21 protein-coding genes and 1 pseudogene are annotated in these 24552 nt (G+C 54.6%); 4 read left to right on the top strand and 18 right to left on the bottom strand.

All coding sequences use genetic code 11. The annotated features are described in order from the left end of the window. Positions 1-54 precede the first annotated feature (54 nt). The 4 genes from rng to tldD all read left to right on the top strand — a co-directional run bounded on the left by rng (position 55) and on the right by tldD (position 7851). Positions 55-1524 carry a ribonuclease G gene (gene rng, locus A6U95_RS13040; protein ID WP_021180761.1) on the top strand — a complete coding sequence of 490 codons (1470 nt, stop codon included), beginning with the start codon at positions 55-57 and terminating at the stop codon, positions 1522-1524. Positions 1525-1737: 213 nt separating this feature from the next. Beyond that, positions 1738-5544: an AsmA2 domain-containing protein YhdP gene (gene yhdP, locus A6U95_RS13035; protein ID WP_065684779.1), complete on the top strand. Its 3807-nt coding sequence runs from the start codon at positions 1738-1740 to the stop codon at positions 5542-5544. Beyond that, entirely contained in the window at positions 5541-6398 is an 858-nt protein-coding gene (nit1, locus tag A6U95_RS13030; RefSeq protein WP_065684778.1) for a deaminated glutathione amidase, read from the top strand. The genes yhdP and nit1 overlap by 4 nt, the downstream gene beginning before the upstream one ends. A gap of 7 nt (positions 6399-6405) precedes the next feature. Beyond that, complete coding sequence (gene tldD / locus A6U95_RS13025; protein ID WP_065684777.1) at positions 6406-7851, top strand: metalloprotease TldD; 1446 nt, start codon at positions 6406-6408, stop codon at positions 7849-7851. Between the two features lie 117 nt (positions 7852-7968). On the opposite strand, the gene A6U95_RS13020 is transcribed toward tldD, so the two are convergent. The 18 genes and pseudogenes from A6U95_RS13020 to uraH all read right to left on the bottom strand — a co-directional run bounded on the left by A6U95_RS13020 (position 7969) and on the right by uraH (position 24527). Continuing rightward, a complete protein-coding gene (locus tag A6U95_RS13020) occupies positions 7969-8427 on the bottom strand; it encodes a GNAT family N-acetyltransferase (RefSeq protein ID WP_065684776.1) in 459 nt (152 codons plus the stop codon). Between the two features lie 207 nt (positions 8428-8634). After that, positions 8635-9795 (bottom strand): sugar diacid recognition domain-containing protein, encoded by a 1161-nt coding sequence (locus A6U95_RS13015; protein WP_065684775.1) that lies wholly within the window; start codon positions 9793-9795, stop codon positions 8635-8637. 219 nt (positions 9796-10014) lie between these two features. After that, positions 10015-11199 (bottom strand): thiolase family protein, encoded by a 1185-nt coding sequence (locus A6U95_RS13010; RefSeq protein ID WP_065684774.1) that lies wholly within the window; start codon positions 11197-11199, stop codon positions 10015-10017. A gap of 10 nt (positions 11200-11209) precedes the next feature. After that, the gene (gene fabG, locus A6U95_RS13005; protein ID WP_065684773.1) at positions 11210-11947 is read right to left on the bottom strand and encodes a 3-oxoacyl-ACP reductase FabG; all 738 of its coding nucleotides are present in this window, start codon (positions 11945-11947) and stop codon (positions 11210-11212) included. Positions 11948-12012: 65 nt separating this feature from the next. Further along, positions 12013-13590 (bottom strand): CoA-transferase, encoded by a 1578-nt coding sequence (locus tag A6U95_RS13000; RefSeq protein WP_065684772.1) that lies wholly within the window; start codon positions 13588-13590, stop codon positions 12013-12015. A gap of 53 nt (positions 13591-13643) precedes the next feature. Beyond that, a complete protein-coding gene (locus tag A6U95_RS12995) occupies positions 13644-14999 on the bottom strand; it encodes an MFS transporter (protein ID WP_024527954.1) in 1356 nt (451 codons plus the stop codon). A gap of 138 nt (positions 15000-15137) precedes the next feature. Beyond that, positions 15138-16679 carry a class I adenylate-forming enzyme family protein gene (locus A6U95_RS12990; protein WP_065684771.1) on the bottom strand — a complete coding sequence of 514 codons (1542 nt, stop codon included), beginning with the start codon at positions 16677-16679 and terminating at the stop codon, positions 15138-15140. Positions 16680-16959: 280 nt separating this feature from the next. Further along, positions 16960-17085 (bottom strand): annotated as a pseudogene (rihB, locus tag A6U95_RS31460) (ribonucleoside hydrolase); the annotation flags it as partial. A gap of 10 nt (positions 17086-17095) precedes the next feature. Then, positions 17096-18055 (bottom strand): DUF523 and DUF1722 domain-containing protein, encoded by a 960-nt coding sequence (locus A6U95_RS12985; RefSeq protein ID WP_065684770.1) that lies wholly within the window; start codon positions 18053-18055, stop codon positions 17096-17098. Between the two features lie 12 nt (positions 18056-18067). Continuing rightward, a complete protein-coding gene (locus A6U95_RS12980) occupies positions 18068-18598 on the bottom strand; it encodes a DUF3833 domain-containing protein (protein WP_065684769.1) in 531 nt (176 codons plus the stop codon). Next, the gene (locus A6U95_RS12975) at positions 18595-19122 is read right to left on the bottom strand and encodes a hypothetical protein (protein WP_065684768.1); all 528 of its coding nucleotides are present in this window, start codon (positions 19120-19122) and stop codon (positions 18595-18597) included. Before A6U95_RS12975 ends, A6U95_RS12980 begins: the two co-directional genes overlap by 4 nt. Next, the gene (locus A6U95_RS12970) at positions 19119-19604 is read right to left on the bottom strand and encodes a DUF2878 domain-containing protein (RefSeq protein ID WP_065684767.1); all 486 of its coding nucleotides are present in this window, start codon (positions 19602-19604) and stop codon (positions 19119-19121) included. The genes A6U95_RS12975 and A6U95_RS12970 overlap by 4 nt, the downstream gene beginning before the upstream one ends. Next, entirely contained in the window at positions 19601-20821 is a 1221-nt protein-coding gene (locus A6U95_RS12965) for a cyclopropane-fatty-acyl-phospholipid synthase family protein (RefSeq protein WP_065684766.1), read from the bottom strand. The genes A6U95_RS12970 and A6U95_RS12965 overlap by 4 nt, the downstream gene beginning before the upstream one ends. A 5-nt stretch (positions 20822-20826) precedes the next feature. Further along, positions 20827-21540 (bottom strand): DUF1365 domain-containing protein, encoded by a 714-nt coding sequence (locus tag A6U95_RS12960; RefSeq protein ID WP_065684765.1) that lies wholly within the window; start codon positions 21538-21540, stop codon positions 20827-20829. Between the two features lies 1 nt (position 21541). Next, the gene (locus A6U95_RS12955; protein ID WP_065684764.1) at positions 21542-22801 is read right to left on the bottom strand and encodes an FAD-dependent oxidoreductase; all 1260 of its coding nucleotides are present in this window, start codon (positions 22799-22801) and stop codon (positions 21542-21544) included. Further along, complete coding sequence (locus A6U95_RS12950; protein ID WP_065684763.1) at positions 22798-23517, bottom strand: SDR family NAD(P)-dependent oxidoreductase; 720 nt, start codon at positions 23515-23517, stop codon at positions 22798-22800. The genes A6U95_RS12955 and A6U95_RS12950 overlap by 4 nt, the downstream gene beginning before the upstream one ends. Next, positions 23514-23948 carry a nuclear transport factor 2 family protein gene (locus A6U95_RS12945; RefSeq protein WP_065684762.1) on the bottom strand — a complete coding sequence of 145 codons (435 nt, stop codon included), beginning with the start codon at positions 23946-23948 and terminating at the stop codon, positions 23514-23516. The genes A6U95_RS12950 and A6U95_RS12945 overlap by 4 nt, the downstream gene beginning before the upstream one ends. Positions 23949-24116: 168 nt before the next feature. Then, positions 24117-24527: a hydroxyisourate hydrolase gene (uraH, locus tag A6U95_RS12940; RefSeq protein ID WP_065684761.1), complete on the bottom strand. Its 411-nt coding sequence runs from the start codon at positions 24525-24527 to the stop codon at positions 24117-24119. Positions 24528-24552: the final 25 nt, after the last annotated feature.

Raw genomic sequence — 24552 nt, 5'->3', positions numbered from 1 at the left:
CGTGAGCACAGGAAAGATAAGGGGCAGGCGCTACACCGGCTCTGAGGAGAAAGCATGACAGCTGAGCTACTGGTAAACATTACGCCGTCGGAAACGCGGGTTGCCTATATTGACGGCGGCATTCTGCAAGAGATCCATATAGAGCGCGAAGCCAAGCGTGGCATCGTGGGCAATATCTACAAAGGGCGTGTCAGCCGCGTGTTACCCGGCATGCAGGCGGCCTTTGTCGATATTGGCCTGGATAAAGCGGCCTTTCTGCACGCCTCCGATATCATGCCGCACACCGAGTGTGTTGCCGGTGATGAACAAAAGAATTTCTCCGTGCGCGATATCGCCGAACTGGTGCGCCAGGGGCAGGATCTGATGGTTCAGGTGGTGAAAGATCCGCTTGGCACCAAGGGCGCACGCCTCACAACCGATATCACTCTACCTTCGCGCTACCTGGTCTTTATGCCGGGCGCTGCACACGTGGGGGTTTCCCAACGTATTGAAAGCGAAGCCGAACGCGAGCGTCTTAAGCGCGCCGTGGCGGGATATTGCGACGATCTGGGCGGCTTTATCATCCGCACTGCGGCGGAAGGGATCGGCGAAGAAGAGCTGGCGCAGGATGCCGCCTTCCTCAAGCGCTTGTGGACCAAGGTCATGGAGCGCAAAAAGCGTAACCAGACCAAGTACAAACTGTATGGCGAACTGGCGTTGGCGCACCGTATCCTGCGCGACTTTGCCGGGGCGGCGCTGGATCGTATCCGCGTCGATTCACGCCTGACGCATGACCAACTGGTGGAATTTACCGGCGAGTACATCCCGGATATCACTAATAAGCTGGAGCTGTATACCGGCAGCCAGCCGATCTTCGATCTGTACGACGTTGAGAACGAGATCCAGCGTGCGCTGGAGCGCAAGGTTGAATTGAAGTCCGGCGGTTACCTGATCATCGATCAAACCGAAGCCATGACCACCGTGGATATCAACACCGGGGCCTTTGTTGGCCACCGCAATCTTGATGAGACCATCTTCAATACCAACATCGAAGCGACGCAGGCCATTGCCCGCCAGCTGCGGCTGCGCAACCTGGGCGGCATCATCATCATTGATTTCATCGATATGAACAATGATGAACACCGCCGCCGGGTATTGCACTCGTTGGAGCTGGCGCTGAGTAAAGATCGGGTAAAAACCACAATCAATGGTTTCTCTCAGCTAGGCTTAGTGGAGATGACGCGTAAACGCACGCGTGAAAGTATTGAGCATGTGCTGTGTAACGACTGCCCGACCTGCCAAGGGCGCGGAACGGTGAAAACGGTGGAAACCGTCTGTTATGAGATTATGCGTGAGATCGTGCGTGTGCATCATGCTTACGATTCCGATCGTTTCCTGGTCTATGCATCTGCGGCCGTGGGTGAAGCGCTGAAAAGTGAAGAGTCACACGCGCTGGCGGAAGTGGAAATCTTCGTTGGCAAACAGGTCAAGGTGCAGATCGAACCGTTATACAGCCAGGAACAGTTTGACGTGGTGATGATGTAATACCCCTCACCCCAACCCTCTCCCACGGGGAGAGGGAGCTGGTACGGTGTCGTGGTTAAGTATGGTGTTCATGATGTGGCTTAATAATCTGTGATGGTCAGGTAAATTTCTGCAACTGATAACGAACTCTTTCGGTCCCCTCTCCCTGTGGGAGAGGGTTAGGGTGAGGGGCACAAGCGTTAGGTTATATATTTGGTCATTAAGGAGAAATGCGTGAGGCGACTGCCCGGGATCCTGTTAGCCACAGGCGCCATTTTGATTGTTGTTGTGGCGTTGCTGATCAGCGGGTTGCGTCTGGTGCTGCCTGAGCTTAACCACTATCGTCCGCTATTGCTGGAGAAGGTGCAGGCGATCGCTGGGGTGCCCGTCGAGGCCGACTTTGTCCAGGGCAGTTGGGAAACCTTTGGCCCAACGCTGGAAGCCCGCAATATCCGTTTGGCCCTGCCAACAAGCAAGATCCAGATCGAGCGCGTCACGCTGGCGCTGGACGTGTGGCAATCCCTGCTGCATTGGCGCTGGCAGTTCCGCGATCTCACCTTCTATCAACTGCAGCTTGATCTTGACGCGACGCTCGGGGGGGAAGGCAGCAATGGCCTTACCCCGAACGGAGTAAGCGATCTGTTCCTGTATCAGCTGGATCACTTTGATCTGCGCAACAGCCGTCTCTCGTTCCTGACCCCATCCGGTTCCCGCGCTGAATTCCACATCCCGCAAATGACCTGGCTCAACAGCTATAACCGCCATCGCGCGGAAGGTCAGATCAGCCTGAGCAGCCTGAATGGCCAGCACGGTGCGGCACAGTTACGCCTGGATCTGCGGGATGAGCAGGGGTTACTCAATACCGGCACCATCTATATGCAGGCCGATGATATTGACATGAAGCCCTGGTTCAGCCGCTGGCTGCAAACCAATACCGGTCTCGAAAGTGCCGATTTCAGCCTGGCCGCCTGGCTCAATATCAAAAATGGTGCAATCTACAGCGGTAATGCCCTGCTTAATAAAGGCACCGCCAGTTGGTCGGCCGGTGGCGATCAACACCGGTTGGACGTCGATAATCTGGCGCTGGCACTGAGCCGTGAGGGCAACGGCTGGCAGGTGCATGTGCCTGCCCTGAACCTGAAAACCGATGGCCAAGCCTGGGCACCGGGAACCCTTACTGCGCTGTGGTTGCCGGAAAATACCCAGTTTATCGGACCAAACCAGAGTGAAGAACTCCGTATCCGCGCCACTGGCATCCAGTTGGAACGGCTGGAAGCGTTACTGCCGACCTTCTCGTTCCTCAGCCCGGAAGTGCTGGAGCACTGGAAAGACTTACAACCTCGCGGCATGCTCAGGGCGCTGGCGCTGGATATCCCGCTGCAACAGCCGGAAAAAACCCGTTTTCAAGCGTGGTGGCAGGATCTGAGCTGGCAACACTGGAAACTGCTGCCGGGCGTTGATCACTTTTCTGGCGCATTAACCGGGGGCGTGGAAAATGGCCGCCTGACGCTGGGGCTGAACAACAGCACGCTGCCTTATGGCGATATGTTCCGGGCACCGTTGGAGATCGGCCGTGCGAGCGGGGCGTTGACCTGGCAAAACAACGCTCAAGGCTGGCAATTGGCAAGCCAAAGTCTGGATGTTCAGGCCAAATCCCTGTGGATTAACGGTGATTTCCGCTATCAGCAACCGGCCAACGGCGAGCCTTGGCTGGATATTCTGGCTGGCATCCGTTTGTATGATGCCGCCGATGCCTGGCGTTATTTCCCTGAACCGCTGATGGGTAAACATTTGGTGGATTATCTCAGCGAGGCGATCCAGGGTGGGCAGGTTGATAATGCTTCCCTGATTTATGCGGGCGATCCGCAGCACTTCCCGTATGAAAAGAACGAAGGGCAGTTTCAGGTGTTTGTCCCACTACGCCACGCGACCTTCCAGTTCCAGCCGGAATGGCCAGCGCTGAACGATCTGGCGATCGACCTCGACTTTGCCAACAATGGCCTGTGGATGAATGCGCCGCAAACCAAACTGGGCGACGCGACGGGTAGCAATATTAGCGCCATCATTCCGGACTATCGCAAAGAACGCCTGTTGATTGATGCCGACGTTGCGGGCACCGGGCAAGCTATCCACGACTATTTCATGCAGACCCCACTTGATGATTCTGTCGGGGCGGCATTAGATGAGCTGCAGGTGGGTGGCAATGTAAGTGGGCGCTTACATCTGAATATTCCGTTGGACGGTGAGTTGGTTAACGCCAGCGGTGAAGTGACGCTGAACAACAACTCGCTGCTGGTCAAGCCGCTGGAGAGCCAGCTAGAGAGAGTAAGCGGCAAGTTCCGCTTCGACAACGGCAACCTGCAGAGCGATACCCTGACGGCCAACTGGTTTGGGCAGCCGCTGACGGTCAACTTCGATACGCTGGAAGGCAAACAGGATTATAAGGTTAACGTTGGGCTGAAAGGCGATTGGCAACCGGCCAAGGTTGAAGGCCTGCCGCCAGAGTTTGCCAAAAAGCTGGCTGGCAGCGCCGCTTGGCAGGGTAAGGTGGCGATCAACCTGCCGCATAAAGGCGAGCCGAACTATGAGATTGGTGTGAATGCCGATCTGAAAAAAGTAAGCAGTCACTTACCTTCTCCCCTGAATAAACCCGCAGGGGAAGCGTTACCTGTTAGCGTAAAAGTGAACGGCGGCCTGCAAGGGTTTATGCTCAATGGCAGTGCGGGCAAGCAAAACCACTTCAACAGCGAATGGCTGCTGGCCAAACAGCAGGTGACGCTGGCACGTGCCGCCTGGCAAACCGGCGGTTCCTCTACGCCAACGTTACCCAAAGATAAATCCCTGGTGCTCAACTTGCCCGCGCTGGATGGCGAGCAATGGCTGGGGCTATTGGCACCCGCGATGAAGCAAAGCAGCGGTGCAGGCAAGGTGGGCAGCTTTGTGTTCCCAACCAGCATAACGCTCGAAACCCCGCAGCTGACGCTGGGCGGGCAGGCGTGGCATAACCTTCAGCTGGCGGTTGTGCAGCAGTTGGCGGGAACGACCGTTACCGCCAAGGGTAAAGAGATTGATGGTAGCCTGTCTATGCCGGATAAGGGCGTGTGGCGCGCGGATCTTGGCTATCTTTACTACAACCCGCAGTTCGCCAGCGGCGACGGCAGTGCTGGCGGAACCAACCCGTTGGATTCGAAGGAGCGGATCTCGTTCCAGGATTGGCCTTCACTGATGTTGCGCTGTAAATCCTGCTGGATGATGGGGCAGAACCTTGGCACGGTTGAAGCCGACGTTAAACACGATGGCGACTCGTTAGTGCTCAGCCATGGTCTGGTAGATACCGGCTATGGCCGTATGAGCGCCACCGGCCTGTGGAAACAGAACGCTCAGGAAGAGCGGAGTGCGTTAAAGGGCAAACTGCTGGGCAGCAAAATCGATCGTACCGCCAGTTTCTTCGGCGTGATCATTCCATTAAAAGACGCACCCTACGATATCGATTTTGATCTGCACTGGCATGGGCAGCCATGGAAACCGCAGATCAACACGCTCAATGGCACCATGAAGGTCGATCTGGGTAAAGGCGAGATTGACAACGTCGGCGGTGGCAGGGCTGGGCAGTTGTTACGCCTGGTCAGCTTTGATGCCCTGCTGCGCAAATTACAGTTCGACTTCCGTGATACCTTCGGTAATGGATTTTACTTTGACTCCATACGCGGCACTATCTGGGCGAAAGATGGCATAATGCATACAGATAACTTTTTGGTGGATGGGCTGGCGGCGGATATTGCCATGAGCGGCCAGATCGACCTGGTGAAACGCCAGATTGATATGCAGGCCGTGATAGCGCCAGAGATCTCGGCAACGGTCGGCGTGGCGACCGCGTTTGTGATCAACCCGATTGTGGGGGCGGCGGTGTTTGCGGCCTCGAAAGTGCTGGGGCCGTTGTGGAGCAAGATCTCGTTTATCCGCTATGACATTACCGGCAGCCTGGACCACCCAAGTATTCATGAGGTGTTGCGTAAGCCAAAAGAGGATAAATCGCCATGAAAAATGCTAACGTTGCGTTATTACAGCTGTGTAGCGGTGAGCAGATACGGGACAACCTGGCCCAGATTGAGCAGCAGATCAAGCAGCTCAATCCCGGGATAAAACTGGTGATGACTCCGGAGAACGCCTTACTGTTTGCCAACTCGGCCGCCTACCGTGAACATGCGGAAACGGAAGGTCACGGGCCGTTGCAGCAGGCGGTGCGTGATATGGCTCGCCGTTATGGAGTATGGTTGCTGATTGGCTCTATGCCATTGATCAGCCGCGAAGATCCGACGCGTATCACCACCAGCAGCCTGCTGTTTGACGATCAGGGCGAAATCCGTGGTCGTTACGACAAACTGCACATGTTCGACGTAGATATCAATGATATCCATGCCCATTATCGCGAGTCGGATACCTATCAGCATGGCCAGCAATTAACGGTGGTTGATACGCCGGTTGGCCGCTTGGGCATGACGATATGCTACGACCTGCGCTTCCCTGGCCTGTATCAGGCGCTGCGTGCGCAAGGTGCGGAACTGATCTCGGTGCCCGCCGCATTTACCCGCGTGACCGGTGAGGCACACTGGGAGATTTTGCTGCGTGCCCGCGCTATCGAGAACCAGTGTGTGATCCTGGCTCCAGCGCAGGTAGGCCGCCACGGAGCCACCCGCCGTACCTGGGGACATTCCATGGTGGTAGACAGCTGGGGCAATGTGCTGGCAGAAAACCCCGACGCGGTTTCCGCGCTGAAAGTACGCGTGGATACCGGCAAGTTGCATACCATCCGCAAACAGATGCCGGTGATGCAGCACAACCGATTCCAGCCGACGCTGATTGCGCCGGTTGAAAACTCCTCCAATAAAGAGTGAAAAAATTATGAGCCTGTCGTTTGTCAGTGAGCAGTTACTCGCTGTGAATAAGCTGAGTCATCAAGACCTGTTCTCCGTATTGGGTCAACTGGCCGAACGCCGCCTCGATTACGCCGATCTCTATTTTCAGTCCAGCTACCACGAAGCCTGGGTGATTGAGGATGGCATCATCAAAGATGGCTCGTACAATATCGACCAGGGCGTTGGCGTGCGCGCGGTCAGCGGTGAAAAGACCGGCTTTGCCTATGCGGACCAAATCACCCTGAACGCTCTGAACCAAAGCGCTCAGGCTGCTCGCAGCATTGTGCGTGACAGCGGCAATGGCAAAGTCCATACGCTGGGTGAGATCGGCTATCAGGCGCTGTATCCTTTGCTCGATCCGCTGCAAAGCCTACCGCGGGAAGAGAAGATCGCGCTGTTGCACCGGGTAGACAAGGTCGCGCGTGCTGCTGACAAGCGCGTGCAGGAAGTGACGGCCAGCATCACCGGGGTGTATGAGCAGATACTGGTTGCGGCAACGGATGGCACTCTGGCTGCGGACGTTCGCCCGCTGGTGCGTTTCTCCGTCAGCGTGCTGGTGGAAGAAGACGGCAAGCGTGAGCGCGGAGCCAGCGGTGGCGGTGGCCGTTTTGGCTATGACTACTTCCTGGAAGTGGTAGACGGTGAAGTACGTGCCGATGCTTTTGCCAAAGAAGCGGTGCGTATGGCGCTGGTCAACCTCTCTGCCGTGGCAGCCCCAGCGGGCACCATGCCTGTGGTACTGGGCGCGGGTTGGCCGGGCGTGTTGCTGCATGAAGCTGTCGGTCACGGGCTGGAAGGTGATTTCAACCGCCGTGGCACTTCGGTATTCAGCGGCCAGATGGGGCAGTTGGTGGCTTCTGAGCTGTGCACCGTGGTGGATGATGGCACCTTGCAAGGCCGCCGTGGATCGCTTGCGATCGATGACGAAGGCGTGCCGGGTCAATACAACGTGCTGATCGAGAACGGCATTCTGAAAGGCTACATGCAGGATAAACTCAACGCACGGCTGATGGGCGTTGCGCCTACCGGCAACGGCCGCCGCGAGTCTTATGCTCACCTGCCGATGCCGCGCATGACCAACACCTACATGCTGGCTGGCCAGTCGACGCCGGAAGATATTATCGCCAGCGTGGAGTATGGCCTGTATGCGCCGAACTTTGGCGGTGGTCAGGTTGATATCACCTCCGGGAAATTTGTCTTCTCCACCTCTGAAGCCTATCTGATCGAAAATGGCCGCGTTACCAAACCGGTGAAGGGGGCCACGTTGATCGGCTCAGGTATTGAGGCGATGCAGCAGATTTCGATGGTGGGTAACGACCTGGCGCTGGATAAGGGCGTAGGCGTGTGCGGTAAAGAAGGGCAGAGCCTGCCGGTAGGGGTTGGTCAACCGACGCTGAAGCTGGATTCACTGACCGTGGGCGGCACGGCGTAATAAGCGCGGTTTACTCTATCAAGCCCTGACCCTTGGTGGGTTGGGGCTAAAGCTAATTACAGCTGGCGCACGATTTATCAAAGAATCAATGTGAAGCCGGATAAGATCCAGCCTGGATTACATGTCTGTATACTCCATATCCTTATGGGGTATGCCATCATCAAGGTATTCGCCGGATACCGTTTTGAAACCGAATCCTTCATAGAATTTGACGAGGTGAGTTTGTGCTGAGAGCTTTATCGCCTTGCCTGGTTCGTCGCCGTGGATTAAGGACATGGTTTTTTCCATCAGCCTGACACCCAGTTTCTGACCCCTGACGGAATCATCAACAATCACTCGCGTGATTTTGGCCGCATCCAGAGAATTACTCACATGTAACACTCTCGCGTAGGCGACAAGCTTGCCATCGCTGTATCCGGCAACGTGAAGGGTGCTATTAAGCAGATCCTGTCCATCAATATCCTGAAACGGGCACGTCTGCTCTACGACAAACACTGCCATGCGCAGCGCCAGAATATCATGCAACTGCTGCGCGCTGAGGCTGCTGCCCTTCAATGCCTGCCAGCTTATTTCCATCTTTAACCCCTACTTTGTTTCTTAACCATGAAATTACGGCCCTGGGCTGATGACGGCCGGAATGATGATAACAGCTAGTCATTCAGTCATAATATCACTCCATAACTTAATGAATATACTGAATTTTACTGTGCGATTAGCTGGATGAATCATGAAGTTTTCTGACAAAGAGGGTGAGTCTGGATCCTAGCAACCTCTCCATACACATCATGGGGGATCGTTGGTGCCAGCCGTCGCAATAGACAGCAACGTCCCCTGATGATAGTAAAGCGAAATCATCAGTTGGCTAAGCTCCTTGAAGTTAAACGGATCCAATGAGGTCGCTTCTTTGATCTGGTTAAGCCGGTAGGTGAGCGTGTTGCGATGTACCCCAAGTTCCCGCGCCGCGTTTGCCAGTTCGGCATTGTGTGCGATATAGGTACTCAAGGTATTGAGCAGCATTTGACCGGTGCCCAGCATCAGCAATTTATCAATTCTCTGTTTGAAATAAAGGGTGAATGAGCTGCTTCTGGCTTCATTCAACAATCCGCTAAAGGCAAACTGCTGGCCGTTAATGACTCGCGATAGTGGTAACGACTCACGAGCATGTTCTATCATCTCTTTGATCATAAATATCGATTGGCGGAAAATTCCGGCAGAGCCAGACTCTATCCCAATGCCAATAGTGTAATGGCTCAGCTGAGTTTCCATAAATGCGTTAATAGCTTTAACTGTGGCATCGGTCTGGTCGATAGCGGTGATAATTAACAGGATCTCATCATTGCTGAGCAATATTACCCGCTGGGATTTTAAAATATGTGAGAGCTTATTGAGGATGTGATCGATGGTTTGCCCCAATAAATGCCCGCCGGTTTCAATATTGATCAATACCGGCAACAGGGGTTGAGAGAGGTCGATTTCTTGCTGTACCAACTGGTGAAGTATTTCCTTTCCTTTCTCTGTGTCGCCCACTTCCAGATACTGTTTTAGCAGCAGATCCCTGATACGGTATTGCCAGTTCATTTCCCGGATAGCTAAAGACTGTTTGATCAACAGTTCCGCCGCCAGGATGGCCAGCTCGGCGTAACGCGCAATCGCGGCGGGATTGCCACTGATACCTATCACCATAACCACCTGATCATCCACAATAATCGGATGATTGATACCGGGTTGCACATTTTTGTACCGGGCGGCCTGCTGAGCATTTTCTATCGTCATACGCTGGCGGCTTTTTATCACCTCAAATGCCACTTCATGCCGCTCACCGATCCTATGTGGTTCGCCCGAAGCGATAATTACGCCCTGATGATCAATAACATTAACGTTATAATGGATAATACTCATCGCTCGTTTCACAATGGTATTAGCCAGCTCTAAGGTGATCAGCATACTCATACCTTTATGATATAAAACCTCTATTATAGTGAGGGGGGTTAAATATAATATTGAATGTTTCTTGCCAATTTCACGATAACCTTATTCACCCATCAGCAGCGCTACGTAGTAAACTTAAAACAATTCAGGCAACTCAATGTGTAAGCCGATGTTTGCCATCCGACCCTCTCTTGGGTAGAGGGCCGGAAATATCTCTTGCGCTAACTTAAGAGACTACCTTTCCCGCTCAAACAGCATAGAGATCCCTTGGCCTCCACCGATACACATAGTGGCTAAGCCGGTATTGACGCCACGGCGCTCCATCTCATACATCAGTTTTACAGCGATGATGGCCCCGCTGGCCCCAACAGGATGCCCCAGCGCAATGGCTCCGCCGTTGACGTTCACTTTCGCCGGATCCAACTCAAGATCGTTAATCACCGCCAATGATTGGGCAGCAAAGGCCTCATTTAACTCAATAAGATCGATATCGAGCACCGACATGTTCAACTTTTGCATCAGTTTACGAGTTGCCGGAGCCGGGCCAAAGCCCATGACTTCTGCCTCACAACCTGCCACTGCCCAGCCTCGGATCACCATCCGGATTGGTAGCCCCAGTTTTTCCGCGTTGGCTCGGGTAGTGACAACTAACGCGGCAGCCCCATCATTGATACCTGATGACGTTGCTGCCGTGACCGTGCCGTCTTTTTTAAACGCCGGTTTCAGCTGCGCATACTTTTCTTTCGGTGTATCCCTTGGGTGCTCATCGGTGGCAAACAGACGGCTGTTCTTGCCTTCACGAACCTCCAGCGGCAGGATTTGCGAGGTAAAATGCCCCTCTTTGATGGCTGCCAAGGCTTTTTGCTGACTGCACCAGGCAAACTCGTCCATCGCCTCACGGCTGATGTGAAAACGTTCCGCGACGAACTCGGCGCTCATACCGTTGTGATAAGGGCCTTCCGGCCAGGTTAAAATAGAGACGATGCCGTCTTCCAGCTCTCCGTGCCCAAGGCGATAACCGTAACGAGCCTTGCGAATATAGTGGGGCAGTTGAGTCATATTCTCTGTCCCACAGGCGACGGTGATCTCGGCGTTACCGGTTTGCAGTTCCAGCATGCAATCGACAATCGCTTGCAGACCCGAACCGCACTGGCGGTTTACCGAATAGGACGTCGTTTCGTTTGGTAAGCCCGCGCGCAGTTGGCAAATGCGGGCGATAAAGCCACTTTCCGCGATTTGCCCTACGTTACCTACCACCACCTCATCAATTTGTGCGGGTTGCAGCCCGGCACGGGCCACGGCCTCACGGATCACCGCAGCGCCCAAATCATGCTGGTGCGTATCTTTAAAGCTACCGCCCATGGTGCCGATCGCCGTGCGTACGCCGCTGACGACAACAATGTCATTTGCATTTTTCATTCGATTCTCCTTACAGCACCATGCCGCCGCCGACGTTGATCACTTCGCCATTGATATAGCGCGCCTCGTCGGACGCCAGGAAGGCCACACAATGGCCGACATCAACCGGATCGCCAGCGAAACCTGCGGGAATTTTGCCGATCATGATGTCCCAGACTTTTTCCGGCACCCCGCGGGTCATGTCGGTTTCGATAAACCCAGGGCAGATGGCGTTAACGGTCACCCCTTTTTTTGCCAGCTCCCGGCAGGCCGTTTTGGTCAGGCCGATCACTCCAGCTTTTGAAGCGGCATAGTTGGCTTGCCCCACATTGCCCAACCAACTGGCCGACGAAATGTTGATGATGCGCCCGCTGGCACGCTCACGCATCCGCAGGGCGGCTTCCTGCATACAGTGGAAGGTCCCTTTCAGGTTGATATCCATCACCAGATCCCAATTCTCTTCCGTCAGCTTGTGCAACATGGCATCACGGTTAATCCCGGCGTTATTGACCAGAATATCTATCGGCCCTAGCTGCTGCTCGGCCGCAATAAATAGCTGATTAACCTCTTCGCGGTTGGCAATATTACAGGCGATGAAAATGGCTTTATGGCCCGCGCTCACCAATTCGGCTGCGGTTTTATTACCGCCTTCCTGGTCGACATCACAAATGACTACGGCAGCCCCTTTTTCAGCCAATACCTGGGCAATGCCTCGCCCAAGACCACGGCTGGCCCCGGTGACGATAGCCACTTTATTCGTTAAACACATAGGGTACTCCTTATCGTTTTAATTCCTGACCACGCTGAATTAGCGCAGAGATAACAAATATGTTTTTACTGTCTGGCCAGCATTTCCTTCAGGCCAAAAGGGGCGTCACAAAATAGTGCAGCATCCATCTGTTTTAATGAGGGGGAAATAAGTGGCATAAATTCCATTTGTTGTAGGATGTCCCGCTCAAGATCGACGCCAGGGGCGATTTCTATCAACATCGGGCCCTGCGCCGTCAGTTCAAACACCGCTCGCTCAGTCACCAAATGCATTTTTTGTTTTTTCTGGCGGGCTATTTCGCCGTTATAGGAAATCTGGTTAATTGACCTCACCAGCTTTTTAACCGAGCCTTCCTGCAGGATGGTTAATTGCCCTTGCTGGAATGCCACCTCCAGCCCCTTGGCGGTAAAGGTGGAGCAAAACACCACGTGGTGTGCATTTTGGGTAATATCGATAAACCCTCCAGCCCCGGTACAGCGGTCTCCCATACGGGTGGCATTGATATGCCCGTTAGCGTCCATCTCGCCTGCCCCCATATAGGTAATATCCACTCCGGCCCCGTTGTAATACAGCATCTGCTCCTGATGGTTAATCATGGCGGTCAGGTTTTTGCCGATGCCAAAATCAACCCCACCGGCCTGAACGCCGCCGTAGATACCTGATTCAACGGTGATGGTGACCGCTTCGCTCACCCCCTCTTCATGGATGATGGTGCCAATAACATCGTTGGGAATACCGGTGCCAAGATTGATCACGCAGTCTGGGGATAGGAATTGGCAAGCGCGGCGGCCAATCACCTTGCGGATGTTGAGCGGGAGCGTTTCCACTTCGCTGGCAGGGGCCACCAGGTTGCCGCAATAGGCCGGATCATAAAACCAGGAAGAGGTCTGACGGTGGTCTTGTTCAGGGTCTTCACACACCACAATGGCATCAATAAAATTGCCCGGTACCACGATCTGTTTCGGGTGCAGGCTCCCTTTTTCCGCCAGGTTTTTTACCTGGGCTATCACCTTGCCGCCAAAGCGTTTCGCCGCCAGCACCGCCTGCAGGATCTCCAGCTTCATGGCTTCTTCCTCACAGGTGAGGTTGCCAGCGGTATCCGCCGTAGTGCCACGGATGATCACCGTATCCAGCGGGATCGCCGGATAGAACAGATATTCCTCTTCGCGCAGGCTGACTACTTCCACCAAATCTGGCAGGGAGCGGGTCAACGCATTCATTTTGCCGCCTTCCAGGCGGGGATCGATAAAGGTACCCAGCCCCACTTTGGATAAATACCCGGCCTGACCGGCCGCCATGGCCGTATACAGATGGACAATCTGCCCCTGCGGCAGACAGAAGGCTTCAACCTCATTGGTGGCAATCTTTTCCATCCACTTGGGTGCCAGCCCCCAGTGCGAACCAATAATGCGTTTTACCATGCCTGGCGGAGTAAAATGCTGATTACCGCGCTCACGATTCGACTGCCCCGCAGAGTGAATATAGGTCAACCCGTGCGGTGCCTTTGTTTCAAGAAAGCGCTTTTCCAGAGCCTTCAAGATCGACTCCGCGGCCCCAATCAATGTCATGCCGATGGTGCACAGGGTCGAACCGTTATTCACTAACTCTGCGGCCTGCTGAGCCGAAATGACTTTATTTCTCATCATTGTTACCTTACTTCTGTGCGGCGGTGCACCATGGCACCGCGTTTTAGGCTCTATTTCTCAATCACGCTATTCATTGCTGCCGGGGGGCATTGATTGGCCGGTTTATCTTTGCTGCCTGCGGGTTGTTTCACCCGCGCAGCCCCGATAATGGCAAGGGTCTGCAGCACGATGGCAAACCACAGGCCTGCGCTTGGTGACCCCGTTCTATCCTCCAGGAGACCGAACACATAAGGCCCGAAGAACCCACCGGTAATGCCAAGGCAAGCCAGTAATCCCAACCCGCCAGCGAGCATAGGGCCGCTCATCAGCGTGGCCGGGTAGGTAAAGATGATGGATTGCACGACGAAGAACATCGAGGCACCGATACAGAAGCCGATCAGCCCTAATACCGGGCCACCCAGTACACCAATCAGGAAACCGACGGCCATCGACATAAAGCCGGACACCAGCATGATGCGTGAGCGAGAAGCGGTATTGGCATATTTGGGCAGGAAGAAGCCACCCAAGGCTGCCGCGATCCACGGAATGGCGGTTAACAGGCCGAGCATCAGGGTGCTCATCTTGCCGTAGCTGTTGATAATGCTGGGCAGGAAATAGGTCAGGCTGTAGACCGAAATCTGATGGGTGAAATAAATCGCCACGATCAGCATGAAGGTCTTATTGGTAAACGCCGTTTTAAAGGAAAACTTCTGGTTCTTATCCACCCCGACCGGTTGCTCTGCAGCCAGCTTGTTTTCAATATACTCAATGTCGGTTTGGGTCAGCCATTTGGCATCGCGTGGTTTATTAGGGAGTACGGCATACACATAAAACGCCAGCAGCACTGCCGGGAGCCCTTCCACGATAAACATCCATTGCCAGCCGTGCAGTCCACCCAGGCCATCCAGCATGAGCAATGCGCCGCCCAGTGGAGCCCCGACAATATTGGCGATACAGACACCGAGCAGGAACATGCCGACGGCTCTAGCGCGATCTTCACGGCCAAACCAGTAGGTAAGATACAGGATGATACCGGGGTACAACCCCGCCTCTGCCGCGCCAAGCAACAGGCGCATGACATAGAAAGAGGTGGGGCCGGTGACGAAGGCCATACCTGCGGAAATCACACCCCAGGTGAACATGATGCGGGTGATCCAGAATCGGGCCCCGACCCGCGCCATGATCAGGTTGCTGGGGATCTCCATGGTGGAATAGGTCAGAAAGAACAGACCGGCTCCCAGCCCATAGGCGGTAGCGGAAAGCCCAAGATCGATGGACATAGACGCTCGGGCAATGCCGATATTGGTTCTGTCGATAAAGCTGATGATATAAACAATGATCAGTAATGGCATCAGGTGTTTATATATTTTTGCATTCGTTATTGCCGCCTGGCTTTTCGATGCAATATCTAACGGCCGGTTTGACATGATAATGACTCCTCCTCGTGATGAGGCGATTAAATAGGGTTGCGTTTTCTGCGTTATTATTAGAGGTGCAGATGGTCTGTTATTCTCATGGTGCGCTCGTTTCCTGGTGTTGACGCACTTATTTGACTCGGTTGGATTTCACGTTGCCTGCGTCAATTTTTGTCGTAATGCTAATTTATCGATTTTGCCATTGGCGTTTTTCGGTAATTCCGCAGTAAAGACGATTTTTGATGGTATTTTAAATTTGGCAATCTTATTTGAGAGCCAATGAATAATATTGTCGCTCACCAAGGGTTTATTCCGGTGCGCCACAATAAAGGCGACGGCTTCTTCTCCGTAGATTTCGCTGCTGTTGGGAACGATGGCAATCTCCTTGACGCCAGGATAATTCGAGATCAGGTTTTCCACTTCAATGCAGTATATTTTCTCACCACCGCGGTTGATCATGTCCTTGCTGCGATCTTTGATATACAGGTAGTTATTCTGATCGAGGCAGGCGATATCGCCGGTGTAGAACCAGCCGTCGTGGAAGAACTGCTGATTGGCCGCCGGATTCTTCCAGTACTGGCTCATGACCACCGGCCCTTTCAGCCACAGATGGCCAATTTCACCGGCAGCAAGCACCTGGAGATTATCGTCGCGAATTTGGCAACTCAGGCCGGGAATGGGTAAGCCAGAACTGCCTATCTTATCGCTGCTGCGCACATCGACCGGGAAAATGCTGGCTGGTGAAGAGGTTTCTGTCAGCCCATAGATCGGCCTGATTTCCGTGGCTGGGAACAACTGCGCGAGCCTTTCGATAATTCCCACGTTCAAATGCCCGGCACCGCAAGCGATCATCCGTAAGCTGGAGTAGTCGCCCGCTTGTGGATACTTTTCTGCTTCTTGCAACAGTAGGATAAACACCGTTGGCGAGCCATGCAGGAAGGTAATGTGATGGTTACTGACGGTTTTTAAAATCTCTTCTGCATTGAATCTTTGCTGCAAATGCAGCGTGCCGCCAAGATGAATAAATAGGCAGAGCAAAGCCGATAGGCCGGTAATATGGCAGATAGGGATCGGCAGGATGGCGCTGTCTTGTTCGGTTAACTTGAGAGCCTGCTGGTAAGCCGTGACAGCAGCAATAAAGTTACCGTGAGTGAGTGCCGCTCCTTTCGGGGAGCCAGTGGTGCCGGAAGTATAAATAATTGCGGCAATGTCATCCGCTACGATGGCGGCAGGCTCTACGGGTTGGATCACCTTTTGGTCATCTGCATTACTGAGCATCAGTTGCCAATCGGCCAGTGACACCACCTGGCTTTGTTGCACGGGTTCCAGCGTCGCCATCCAAGGCTGACTGTTGGGATCGTAAAAAACCGCCTTGGCATTAACACTGGACAGGATGATATGGCTGTCTTGCGATTTTAACTTGGTGCTTAACGGCACCACGATAATCCCCAACGCCATTGCCGCATAAAACAGCGAGCAGAATTCAGGTCGGTTACCCAGAGCCAGAACGATCACATCGCCTTTGGCGAGGTTAAAACTCTCTTTCAGGCAGGCGGAAGATAAATTAACATTATGATTTAACTGGTTATAACTGTATTTATGGCCTTCAAAGAACAGGGCGGTATGCTCAGCTCGGCGGTTAACGCTCTGCTGTAAACTCTGATAGAGGTGTGTGATTTTTGCCTGCTGCATAGGTTGCCCTTCACCGACATTTACTGATGGTGGTGAGTATAGGGAAAGGCAACGGTGCAAGAATGCGCAAAATTTCACATCTTTCTTCGGCAAACAAGGCTGACGCTTTGTATAAAATGCCAACCCGGTGAGGGCAAAAAAATCGATGTTATGACGTGCTGGTTAGCAAATGTTATCGAAAATGATAAAAATTATGATGAAAAAGGTGAGTTACGGGTTTTGCTTTTATGCAGATGCATAAAAGCAGGGGGAGGCGATGACGCTCGGGCTAATCCCCAGCGCGCACCGTCATCACGTTGGGATTGATCACATGGGTAACCGCACAAGGATCGTGTGCTGGTGGAGAAGTGCCCTCCTGAGCCTGCTCATACCTATGGCCGAAAAACGTGAGCAGTTCGGCCACAAATCATGCGCACTTAATTAACCGCCAGCCGCAAAGCCAAATTATGCGGATAGGGGTCAAAGTATTTTTGCGTCAGCAGGTAGCTGTCTGGGTATTCGCCGAGATAATGCTTCAGCAGCGTCAACGGCGCGAGTATTGGCAGCAGCCCCTCGCGATAGTGGAGGATCACGTTATTCAGCTCGCCGCGCTGACGTGAGTTCAACTGGTTACGAAAATACCCTTGAATGTGCATCAGCACGTTGGTGTGGTTCTTGCGCGAGGCGGGCTTTCTCAAGATCGTCATCAGTTTTTCGCGATAAGCCACGAAGAATGCATCCAGGTCTTCCCACTCGTGCAACGAGGCGACAAAGGGTCCAATTTCTCGGTAGCCTGCTTGGTGGTGCGCCAGCAGTTGGAGTTTGTAACGGCTGTGGAAGTCCAGCAGCGCATGGCGGGTCAGGCCGTTGGCCTTCAGGGTGTTCAACTCGTGCAGGGCGAAGATACGCTCGACAAAGTTTTCCCGCAGCACCGGGTCGTGCAGGCGGCCATCTTCTTCGACCGGTAACCACGAGTATTTCTCCAGCAGCGCCCTGGTAAAGACGCCCACGCCCTCTTTACGCCCGCGATTGCCCTTTTCATCGTACAACCGCACGCGTTCCATACCGCAGCTCGGCGATTTTGCGCAGACGATAAAGCCCGATAGTTCGTCCAGATGTGAGAGATAGGAATCCGTGAATTCGGCCATTTTCTCCGTCATATCGTCGTGTGGCGCTTGGCTGAAGTGCAGCCGGAAATCCCCTTCGGTGGTCTGGACCAGGCGCAGAGCCGGACGGGGAGAGGGCAGGCCGATGGCCATCTCCGGGCAGATGGGCTTGAAGGCCACCCACTGCGCCAGCCCGTCCATGACAAAGCTCATGCGTTTATGTCCGCCGTCAAACCGTACGGTCGAGCCGGTTAAACATCCGCTGATCCCAATGACGGGTTGCTTATTCATGTCGCGATCCTCTTACTGTTCTTTTCGGGTGAAGAAAAGCGTCACCTGACCGACAGTGATACCGAATTTCTTCATCTCTGTTTTATTAAAAAGATGCGTGTCATCCTGCAGGTACATCCAGTCATCAAAGTGAAGCAGCCAGGTACTGCCATTGGCTTTCACGTTCATGCTGTAACGCCAGTTAAAGGCATTGCCTTCCGCCACGCCACTGGCCACACCTTCAATATCGCCTGCGGTGCCTTCGTAGCGATTGGGGCCGACGCGACGGATATGCCACACCCGTTGCTGCTTCTCGCCATCGTCATAGACAAAGTGTTCATTTAGCGTCAGCGTGTCGCCGATGACGTTGCCAGTGATTTCCACGTGGAAGCGGCGCAGCTGTTTTCCGCTGCGGTCCTGTACCATGCCCCATGCCTCGGTTTTCCCCTGGAAGTAGTGGAAGATATCGAGCGACGGTTGTTGATGCCGGTAGTCGCTGATGTCTGTGCTACAACCCACCAGAAGCATCATCAGCGCCAGGCCAAGTGTCAGAATGCGTTTCATTTTTCACCTCCGATCAACTGCTGACGTAGTTCGGGATATTGCGTGCGTGGATCGAGCCAGATGGCCAGAAAGTTGGTACTGAAGTCTGCAGACTGGCTGGAGCCGAGCGGGGTAAAGCTTTTTTCTGCCGCCGAGGCGCGATACCAGAACTGCCCCTGCTTACCCTTGAGAACAAAGGTCAACTGTGAGCCCGGCGTGACGTCCGGCCAGAGTGACTGCAGCATGCGCAGCCAGGCTTCGCTCTGTGGTTCTCGCTCCAGGATACCCTGCGCCTGCCACTGGTCACGGGTGGCTTCGACCAACTGGTCGCGATCGATATCGCGTTTGTAGGTAATAATCAGCGCCTGATCCTGCTCCGGCCCGTGATACCGACCATCCGGCGTGCTCAGTTGGGAGGTATAAACGGTAAACGGCCCCCATGTGAGGCTGGCATCACCCACTTTACGCCAGCTTAACCAGTCGGCGGCATGGGCGAAGGGCGCGATGGCCGCCAACCACAGCAGCATCAGTAAAGAGGTTCTCATTGTCGTCTCCCCACCATAATATGGAACAACAGCATCAGAACCAGCCAACCCAGTGCCATCCAACTGACGACGATCAAGGTCGGCTCCCGGAAGGTCATGGCGCCCAGACGTTCGCCAATCACATACGCTACGGGACCGCCAACGGTTGCCAGCAGAGCCAGCATCCACCCCGGCAGCGTGGTCGTGAGGATCAAGTGGGTCCAGACGGTGGCGAACATCAACCACAGCGCTATCATCCACAGGGGTAACAGCGCGTCACTGTTAAAGCCGATCAGCCCCGTCCGCACCCAGAGGGCATCCAGACCGCAGCCCGCAGCGGCCAGCAGCAGGGCGTAAACACGGTGTGCAGGCGACAGCATCAGACAGGCCAGGATCGCCAGGGCGAGCCACAGGAACAGGCCGCGTTCGCGAAATAACACTACCAGCGTCCAGTAGAGATCGAACGCGAGAGCCATCAGCACGACCTGCACAGAGCGGTTCATACGCGCTCTGCGGTCAGTTGCACCACGCTGATGGTGCGTGCGTTAAAACCGGCTTCGCAGTAGCCAAAGTAGTAGAGCCACATACGGCGGAACCTTTCATCGAAACCGAGCTTTTCAATGTCCTGCCAGGCGTGCAGAAAACGCTGCCGCCAGTGCGTCAGCGTGCGGGCATAGTCTGGCCCCATGTCGAACAGATTACGGACGACAAAATCGGTGTGACGCGTCATCAGTTCACTCATTGCCGTGATGCTCGGCAGGAACCCGCCGGGGAAGATGTAACGCTGGATAAAATCGACGCTTTTGCTGTAGTCGCGGTAGCGCTGATCCTGAATGGTGATGGCCTGAATCGCCATTCTGCCGCCCGGGCGCAGGCGCGCCTGACAGGTGCGGAAGAAATCCGGCAGGTAGCGTTTACCCACGGCTTCAATCATCTCAACCGATACCAGTTTGTCGAATTCTCCGGTCAGGTCGCGGTAGTCGCACAGCAGAACCTGTACTCTGTCCTGCAATCCCGCGCGGGCAATCCGCTCTGTAGCCCAGATGTACTGCTCCTGCGACAGCGTCGTGGTAGTGACGCGGCAGCCGTAGTGACGGGCGGCGTATTCCGCCATTGCTCCCCAGCCGGTGCCGATTTCCAGCAGATGATCGCTTGCGGTCAGCGCCAGTTGTTCGCACAGGCGCGCCATTTTTGCCTGCTGCGCCTGTGAGAGAGCCTGGTCGTCGGCGGTGAACAGCGCGCTGGAGTAGAGCAGCTCTTCATCGAGAAAGTGCGCATAGAATTCGTTACCCAGATCGTAATGGGCAGCGATGTTTTCCCGCGCCTGTTTGCGGTAGTTACGTCGCGTCCAGTGGCGAAGCCGCTCCATGGGATTGCCCAGCAGGCGAAAGCCACTTTCCAGCCTTCCCAGCACCTTGCCGTTAAGGGCCAGGATCTGTAAAAGCGGAGTTAACTGATGCGTCTCCCACTCACCCTCCATCCAGGATTCGGCCGCAGCGAGGCTGCCGCCGGTGAGCAGACGCCAATAAACACCCGGCGAGAGGATCTGCACTTCAGCACGCAGCGCGGAAGACTCATCGCCAAAATGTAGGGTCTGCCGTCCTTCACGCACGGTGAGCGAGCCCTCGCGGATACTGCTCAGCAAACGAAAGAGTAGCCAGCGCGCGATACGGGCGTTACGAGGGATATCGGATTCAAGCGCAAAGGCAGGATCGGTCATGAGCGCTAACTCCTTCTAACGGGATGGTTGTACAACGGCACGCGTTTAAGCCACAGCCGTAACGCTTGCCAGTAAATCGCCAGAACGGTTTTCAGGGTCATCAGCGGTATGCGCAGCAACATCGATCTCAGGGTCGCGCGCGTTAGGTGCTCACGGCGAAGCGCGAGCGTGGCGTCGAACACCTTCGACTCCTGATGATTTTCGATATGCATATGCAGCGTTTTACCGGGGGCGTTGAAGCGCCAGTGATAAACCATATCCATCGGATTAAACGGGGAGACATGGAAGGCTTTCGGCTGCGGGCGAGCCGCCTGGCCATCCACCGCGTAGTAATGGCGCTCGTTCCACGGGGTGTTGCGCACTTCGGCCAGTACCCAGCGCAGGATGCCCGTACTGTCATAGCAGTAGTAGAGATTGATCGGATTAAAATGGAAGCCGAAATAACGAAGCTGGGTCAGGAGCATGACGCGGCCATCGGGACGTTCCCCGGTCAGGGTTTGCAGCCGGTCGAGGGCGTTCTCTTTAAGCGGTGTGCCGAGTGGGTAATCCGCATCATGGAAGGCGGCCGCGGCAAATCGATTACGGCGGATCCCCGCCGACGGTAGCGCATCCAGCTCGTCCAGATCGATCCAGGCCATAAACACGTTATAGCGAAAATGGTGTGATTTCGGCTGGAAGCGACGATGGCGTAACACACCCTGGTAAAGGCAGCTGTTCATCTTACAGGTTCTCCCCTGCAGCGATCCCTTTCACCACGTCCAACGCGCTGCGTACCCCATCCTCGTGAAAACCGTTGTACCAGTAAGCTCCACAGAACCAACTCCGTTGGCGGCCGTTAATCTCGCCGCGGCGCGACTGGGCACGCCAGCTTTTCGGGTTGAACATCGGGTGCTCATAGACAAAGCGTTTCCAGACGTAGCGCTCGTCCACCGGCGTTTCCGGGTTCAGGGTGACGCAGAACAGGGGGCTACCCTCAGGTAACCCTTGTAAGATATTCATGTTGTAGGTGACGCAGGCGCTGGCCTGGTCCCGTTCGCTCAGGCGATAGTTCCAGCTTGCCCAGGCACGCTCGCGCACCGGCAGCCAGCGTGGATCGCTGTGCAAAACCACCTCGTTATGTTGCCAGCCAATATCGCCCAGAACCTCGCTTTCCGCAGGAGTAGGATGAGCAAGCATCGCCAGCGCCTGTGAGGAATGGCAGGCGAAGATCACCTGATCGAACGTGTGGCTCGACTGCGCAAGCTGGATTTCAACCCCGTCGTTGTGGCGGATGACCTGCTGCACCGGTGCGTTGAGGTGCAGCGTCAGGCGGTCACCCAACTGGGTCAAAATGGCACGTACGTATTCGCGAGAACCGCCGCGCACCACATACCACTGCGGACGGTGGGTAACATCCAGCAGGCCGTGATGCTCAAAGAAGCGCAAAAACAGCGGAAGCGGGAAGCGGCGCATCTCCTGCAGCGACGAGGACCAGATGGCAGCCCCCATCGGCAGGATATAATGACGCGCGAAAAACGCGCTGAAGCCGTGCTGTTCGAGAAAAGTCTCCAGCGTGGCATTTTCGTTAACATCGCCCGCCAACGCCTCTTTTGCCAGGCGGTTGAAGCGCACGATCTCTCTCAACAGCCCCCAAAACGCCGGATTAACCAGGTTACGACGCTGTGCAAACAGCGAGGTGAGGGTGTGGCCGTTGTACTCAAGCCCGCTTTGCGGATTATGCACGGAGAAGCTCATCTGCGTTTTTTGCCCGCTGATGCCTAGCTCGCTGAGCAGACCCATAAAGCGAGGATAGGTACGGTCATTGTAGACGATAAACCCAGTATCGATGGCATACGTGCCCTGCGGCGTGGTGACATCCACCGTGGCGGTATGCCCACCCACCGTGGGTTCCGCTTCGAAAAGTGTGACCTGATGATGTCCGGCCAGCCTCCAGGCACAGGTGAGCCCTGCGATACCGCTGCCGATAATGGCGATTTTCATGAGCGAACCATCCTGCGCAACAGCCTGCGCTGAAGGAAATTCGGGAGCCCTGAAAGCAGCTTCATGATCAGGCTGAATCCGGTGGGAAAGGCGATGTGCTTTTTCCCTTTCGCCAGTCCGCGACGGATCGCCTTCACGGCATCGTCGACGCTCACCTGGCCGGGCATGGCAAAATCATTTTTACGGGTAAGCGGCGTATCTACAAAGCCCGGTGAGACAACCGTGACGGCAATGCCTTTGGGCTCCCAGTCTAGGCGCAAGCTATTGGCAAACCAGGTGAGGGCGGCTTTTGACGCGCCATACGCCTCTGCTCGTGGGAACGGCAGCCAGTGCGCCATCGAACTGACCAGCGCCACGCGACTTCCTGGAAGGAGCTGGGTCTGAAGTGCGGCCAGACAGTTCACTGGCCCCAGGAAGTTGGTACTCATCACACGTTCCACCAGAGCGGCATCCACCACACCCTGGTCCAGGTATTCGCAGGTTCCCGCACAAAGAACGATCAGATCGGCCGTGCAATCTGCAAGCGCCAGACGGCAGGCCTCCCTGTCCGTCATATCGAACACGCGTAATCTGATATTCGGGCTGTACTGTTGCAGTGCTTCGAGCCTGGCCCGGTCTCGCCCGCAGGCAATGACGTGGCAGCCGTCATCGGCCCAGGACTTCGCGAGCCCGGCACCAATGCCGGAGCTTGCGCCGGTGATGAGGACAGTCATCATGAGCGCATTCTCCTTTTAACACTTCGCACCGCCCAGCCAAGAAGGGGAAGATGTTCGTAAATCATCTCCCCGGCATCGTAGTAATCGCGCTGGAGAATAATCAGGTTGTCCTGCACATCGACGATTGAGCATCCTGCGAGGACTAGTGTTTCTCCCCCTGAAATCCGCGGGTGAGACCAGTGCATTGCCCAAGTTACGGCAAAACGATGGCCTTCGCAGAGGGGGGTATCGATGGTAAAGCTGCAATGCTTTACGTTGGCCAAGAGATGAGTGAAGTAACGCTGGATCGCCAAAAGACCCTGATGCTCACCAAACGGGTCGCTCAGCCTGGCATCAGCATGATAGATCTCCGCCAACGTAGATGGCGGCTGGTTATCCAGCTTGCTGTAGTAATCAACAAACCGGGTAATGATGGATGGCATAGAGCTCATGAGCCTCACCTGGAAGTGAACAACGTAGCGTTATTGCATAGTTAAAACTTACACAATTATTTCTGTTTGTCCAACTTTGGAGAGGTGATAATTATTTTCTCAGTAGCTTCAACGTATTAAGTTTGCATGCTCATGCTGTTAGCTGCGCAACATGAGCATGCTTTATCTTTAACTTCCTTTGTAGGTCGAGTATCCATACTGGCTTAACAGCAGTGGGATGTGCAGTTTTTCATTGGTCTTGGTGACGGTGAACATCACCGGGATCTCCGGGAAGAACGACGTTTGCTTCTGTTGGTGGAAATAGTCACCGGTTTTGAAGGTCACTTTGTAAATTCCCGGCAGCATATCCTGGTCCTGTGGATAGAGAGATTTAATACGCCCGTCTTCGTCCGTTTTACCGCTAGCCAGCGTGACCCAGCTGTTTTGCTGCTCTTTTTCAAGCGTGACGGTAACATTCGGCGAGGGAATACCTGTCTGTTGGTTCAGAATATGGACGCTCAGCGTGCCAGATGGGGCACTGAATGCGGCAGGAGCCATTGCCAGAGAGGTTAACAGAATAAGACCGGTAGCTTTTTTCATCATGATTTCCTGTAGGGGTTAAAAC

Source organism: Serratia sp. 14-2641 (genome assembly GCF_001692375.1).
GTDB lineage: Bacteria > Pseudomonadota > Gammaproteobacteria > Enterobacterales > Enterobacteriaceae > Chania > Chania fonticola_C.
The sequence above is the reverse complement of the archived record's forward strand: the minus strand, read 5'-3'. Positions and strand labels throughout refer to the sequence as shown.

Bases quoted from the DNA above. Each gene is read 5' to 3' on its own strand.
- A6U95_RS12960 (WP_065684765.1), bottom strand. From the start codon at position 21,540: ATGAACAGCTGCCTTTACCAGGGTGTGTTACGCCATCGTCGCTTCCAG.
- A6U95_RS12990 (WP_065684771.1), bottom strand. From the start codon at position 16,679: ATGCAGCAGGCAAAAATCACACACCTCTATCAGAGTTTACAGCAGAGC.
- A6U95_RS12975 (WP_065684768.1), bottom strand. From the start codon at position 19,122: ATGAGAACCTCTTTACTGATGCTGCTGTGGTTGGCGGCCATCGCGCCC.
- tldD (WP_065684777.1), top strand. From the start codon at position 6,406: ATGAGCCTGTCGTTTGTCAGTGAGCAGTTACTCGCTGTGAATAAGCTG.
- A6U95_RS12980 (WP_065684769.1), bottom strand. From the start codon at position 18,598: ATGAAACGCATTCTGACACTTGGCCTGGCGCTGATGATGCTTCTGGTG.
- A6U95_RS12950 (WP_065684763.1), bottom strand. From the start codon at position 23,517: ATGATGACTGTCCTCATCACCGGCGCAAGCTCCGGCATTGGTGCCGGG.
- A6U95_RS12965 (WP_065684766.1), bottom strand. From the start codon at position 20,821: ATGACCGATCCTGCCTTTGCGCTTGAATCCGATATCCCTCGTAACGCC.
- A6U95_RS12985 (WP_065684770.1), bottom strand. From the start codon at position 18,055: ATGAATAAGCAACCCGTCATTGGGATCAGCGGATGTTTAACCGGCTCG.
- A6U95_RS13010 (WP_065684774.1), bottom strand. From the start codon at position 11,199: ATGAAAAATGCAAATGACATTGTTGTCGTCAGCGGCGTACGCACGGCG.
- A6U95_RS13000 (WP_065684772.1), bottom strand. From the start codon at position 13,590: ATGAGAAATAAAGTCATTTCGGCTCAGCAGGCCGCAGAGTTAGTGAAT.
- A6U95_RS12945 (WP_065684762.1), bottom strand. From the start codon at position 23,948: ATGAGCTCTATGCCATCCATCATTACCCGGTTTGTTGATTACTACAGC.
- A6U95_RS12955 (WP_065684764.1), bottom strand. From the start codon at position 22,801: ATGAAAATCGCCATTATCGGCAGCGGTATCGCAGGGCTCACCTGTGCC.
- A6U95_RS12995 (WP_024527954.1), bottom strand. From the start codon at position 14,999: ATGTCAAACCGGCCGTTAGATATTGCATCGAAAAGCCAGGCGGCAATA.
- A6U95_RS13020 (WP_065684776.1), bottom strand. From the start codon at position 8,427: ATGGAAATAAGCTGGCAGGCATTGAAGGGCAGCAGCCTCAGCGCGCAG.
- uraH (WP_065684761.1), bottom strand. From the start codon at position 24,527: ATGAAAAAAGCTACCGGTCTTATTCTGTTAACCTCTCTGGCAATGGCT.
- A6U95_RS13015 (WP_065684775.1), bottom strand. From the start codon at position 9,795: ATGCTGATCACCTTAGAGCTGGCTAATACCATTGTGAAACGAGCGATG.
- rng (WP_021180761.1), top strand. From the start codon at position 55: ATGACAGCTGAGCTACTGGTAAACATTACGCCGTCGGAAACGCGGGTT.
- fabG (WP_065684773.1), bottom strand. From the start codon at position 11,947: ATGTGTTTAACGAATAAAGTGGCTATCGTCACCGGGGCCAGCCGTGGT.
- A6U95_RS12970 (WP_065684767.1), bottom strand. From the start codon at position 19,604: ATGAACCGCTCTGTGCAGGTCGTGCTGATGGCTCTCGCGTTCGATCTC.
- nit1 (WP_065684778.1), top strand. From the start codon at position 5,541: ATGAAAAATGCTAACGTTGCGTTATTACAGCTGTGTAGCGGTGAGCAG.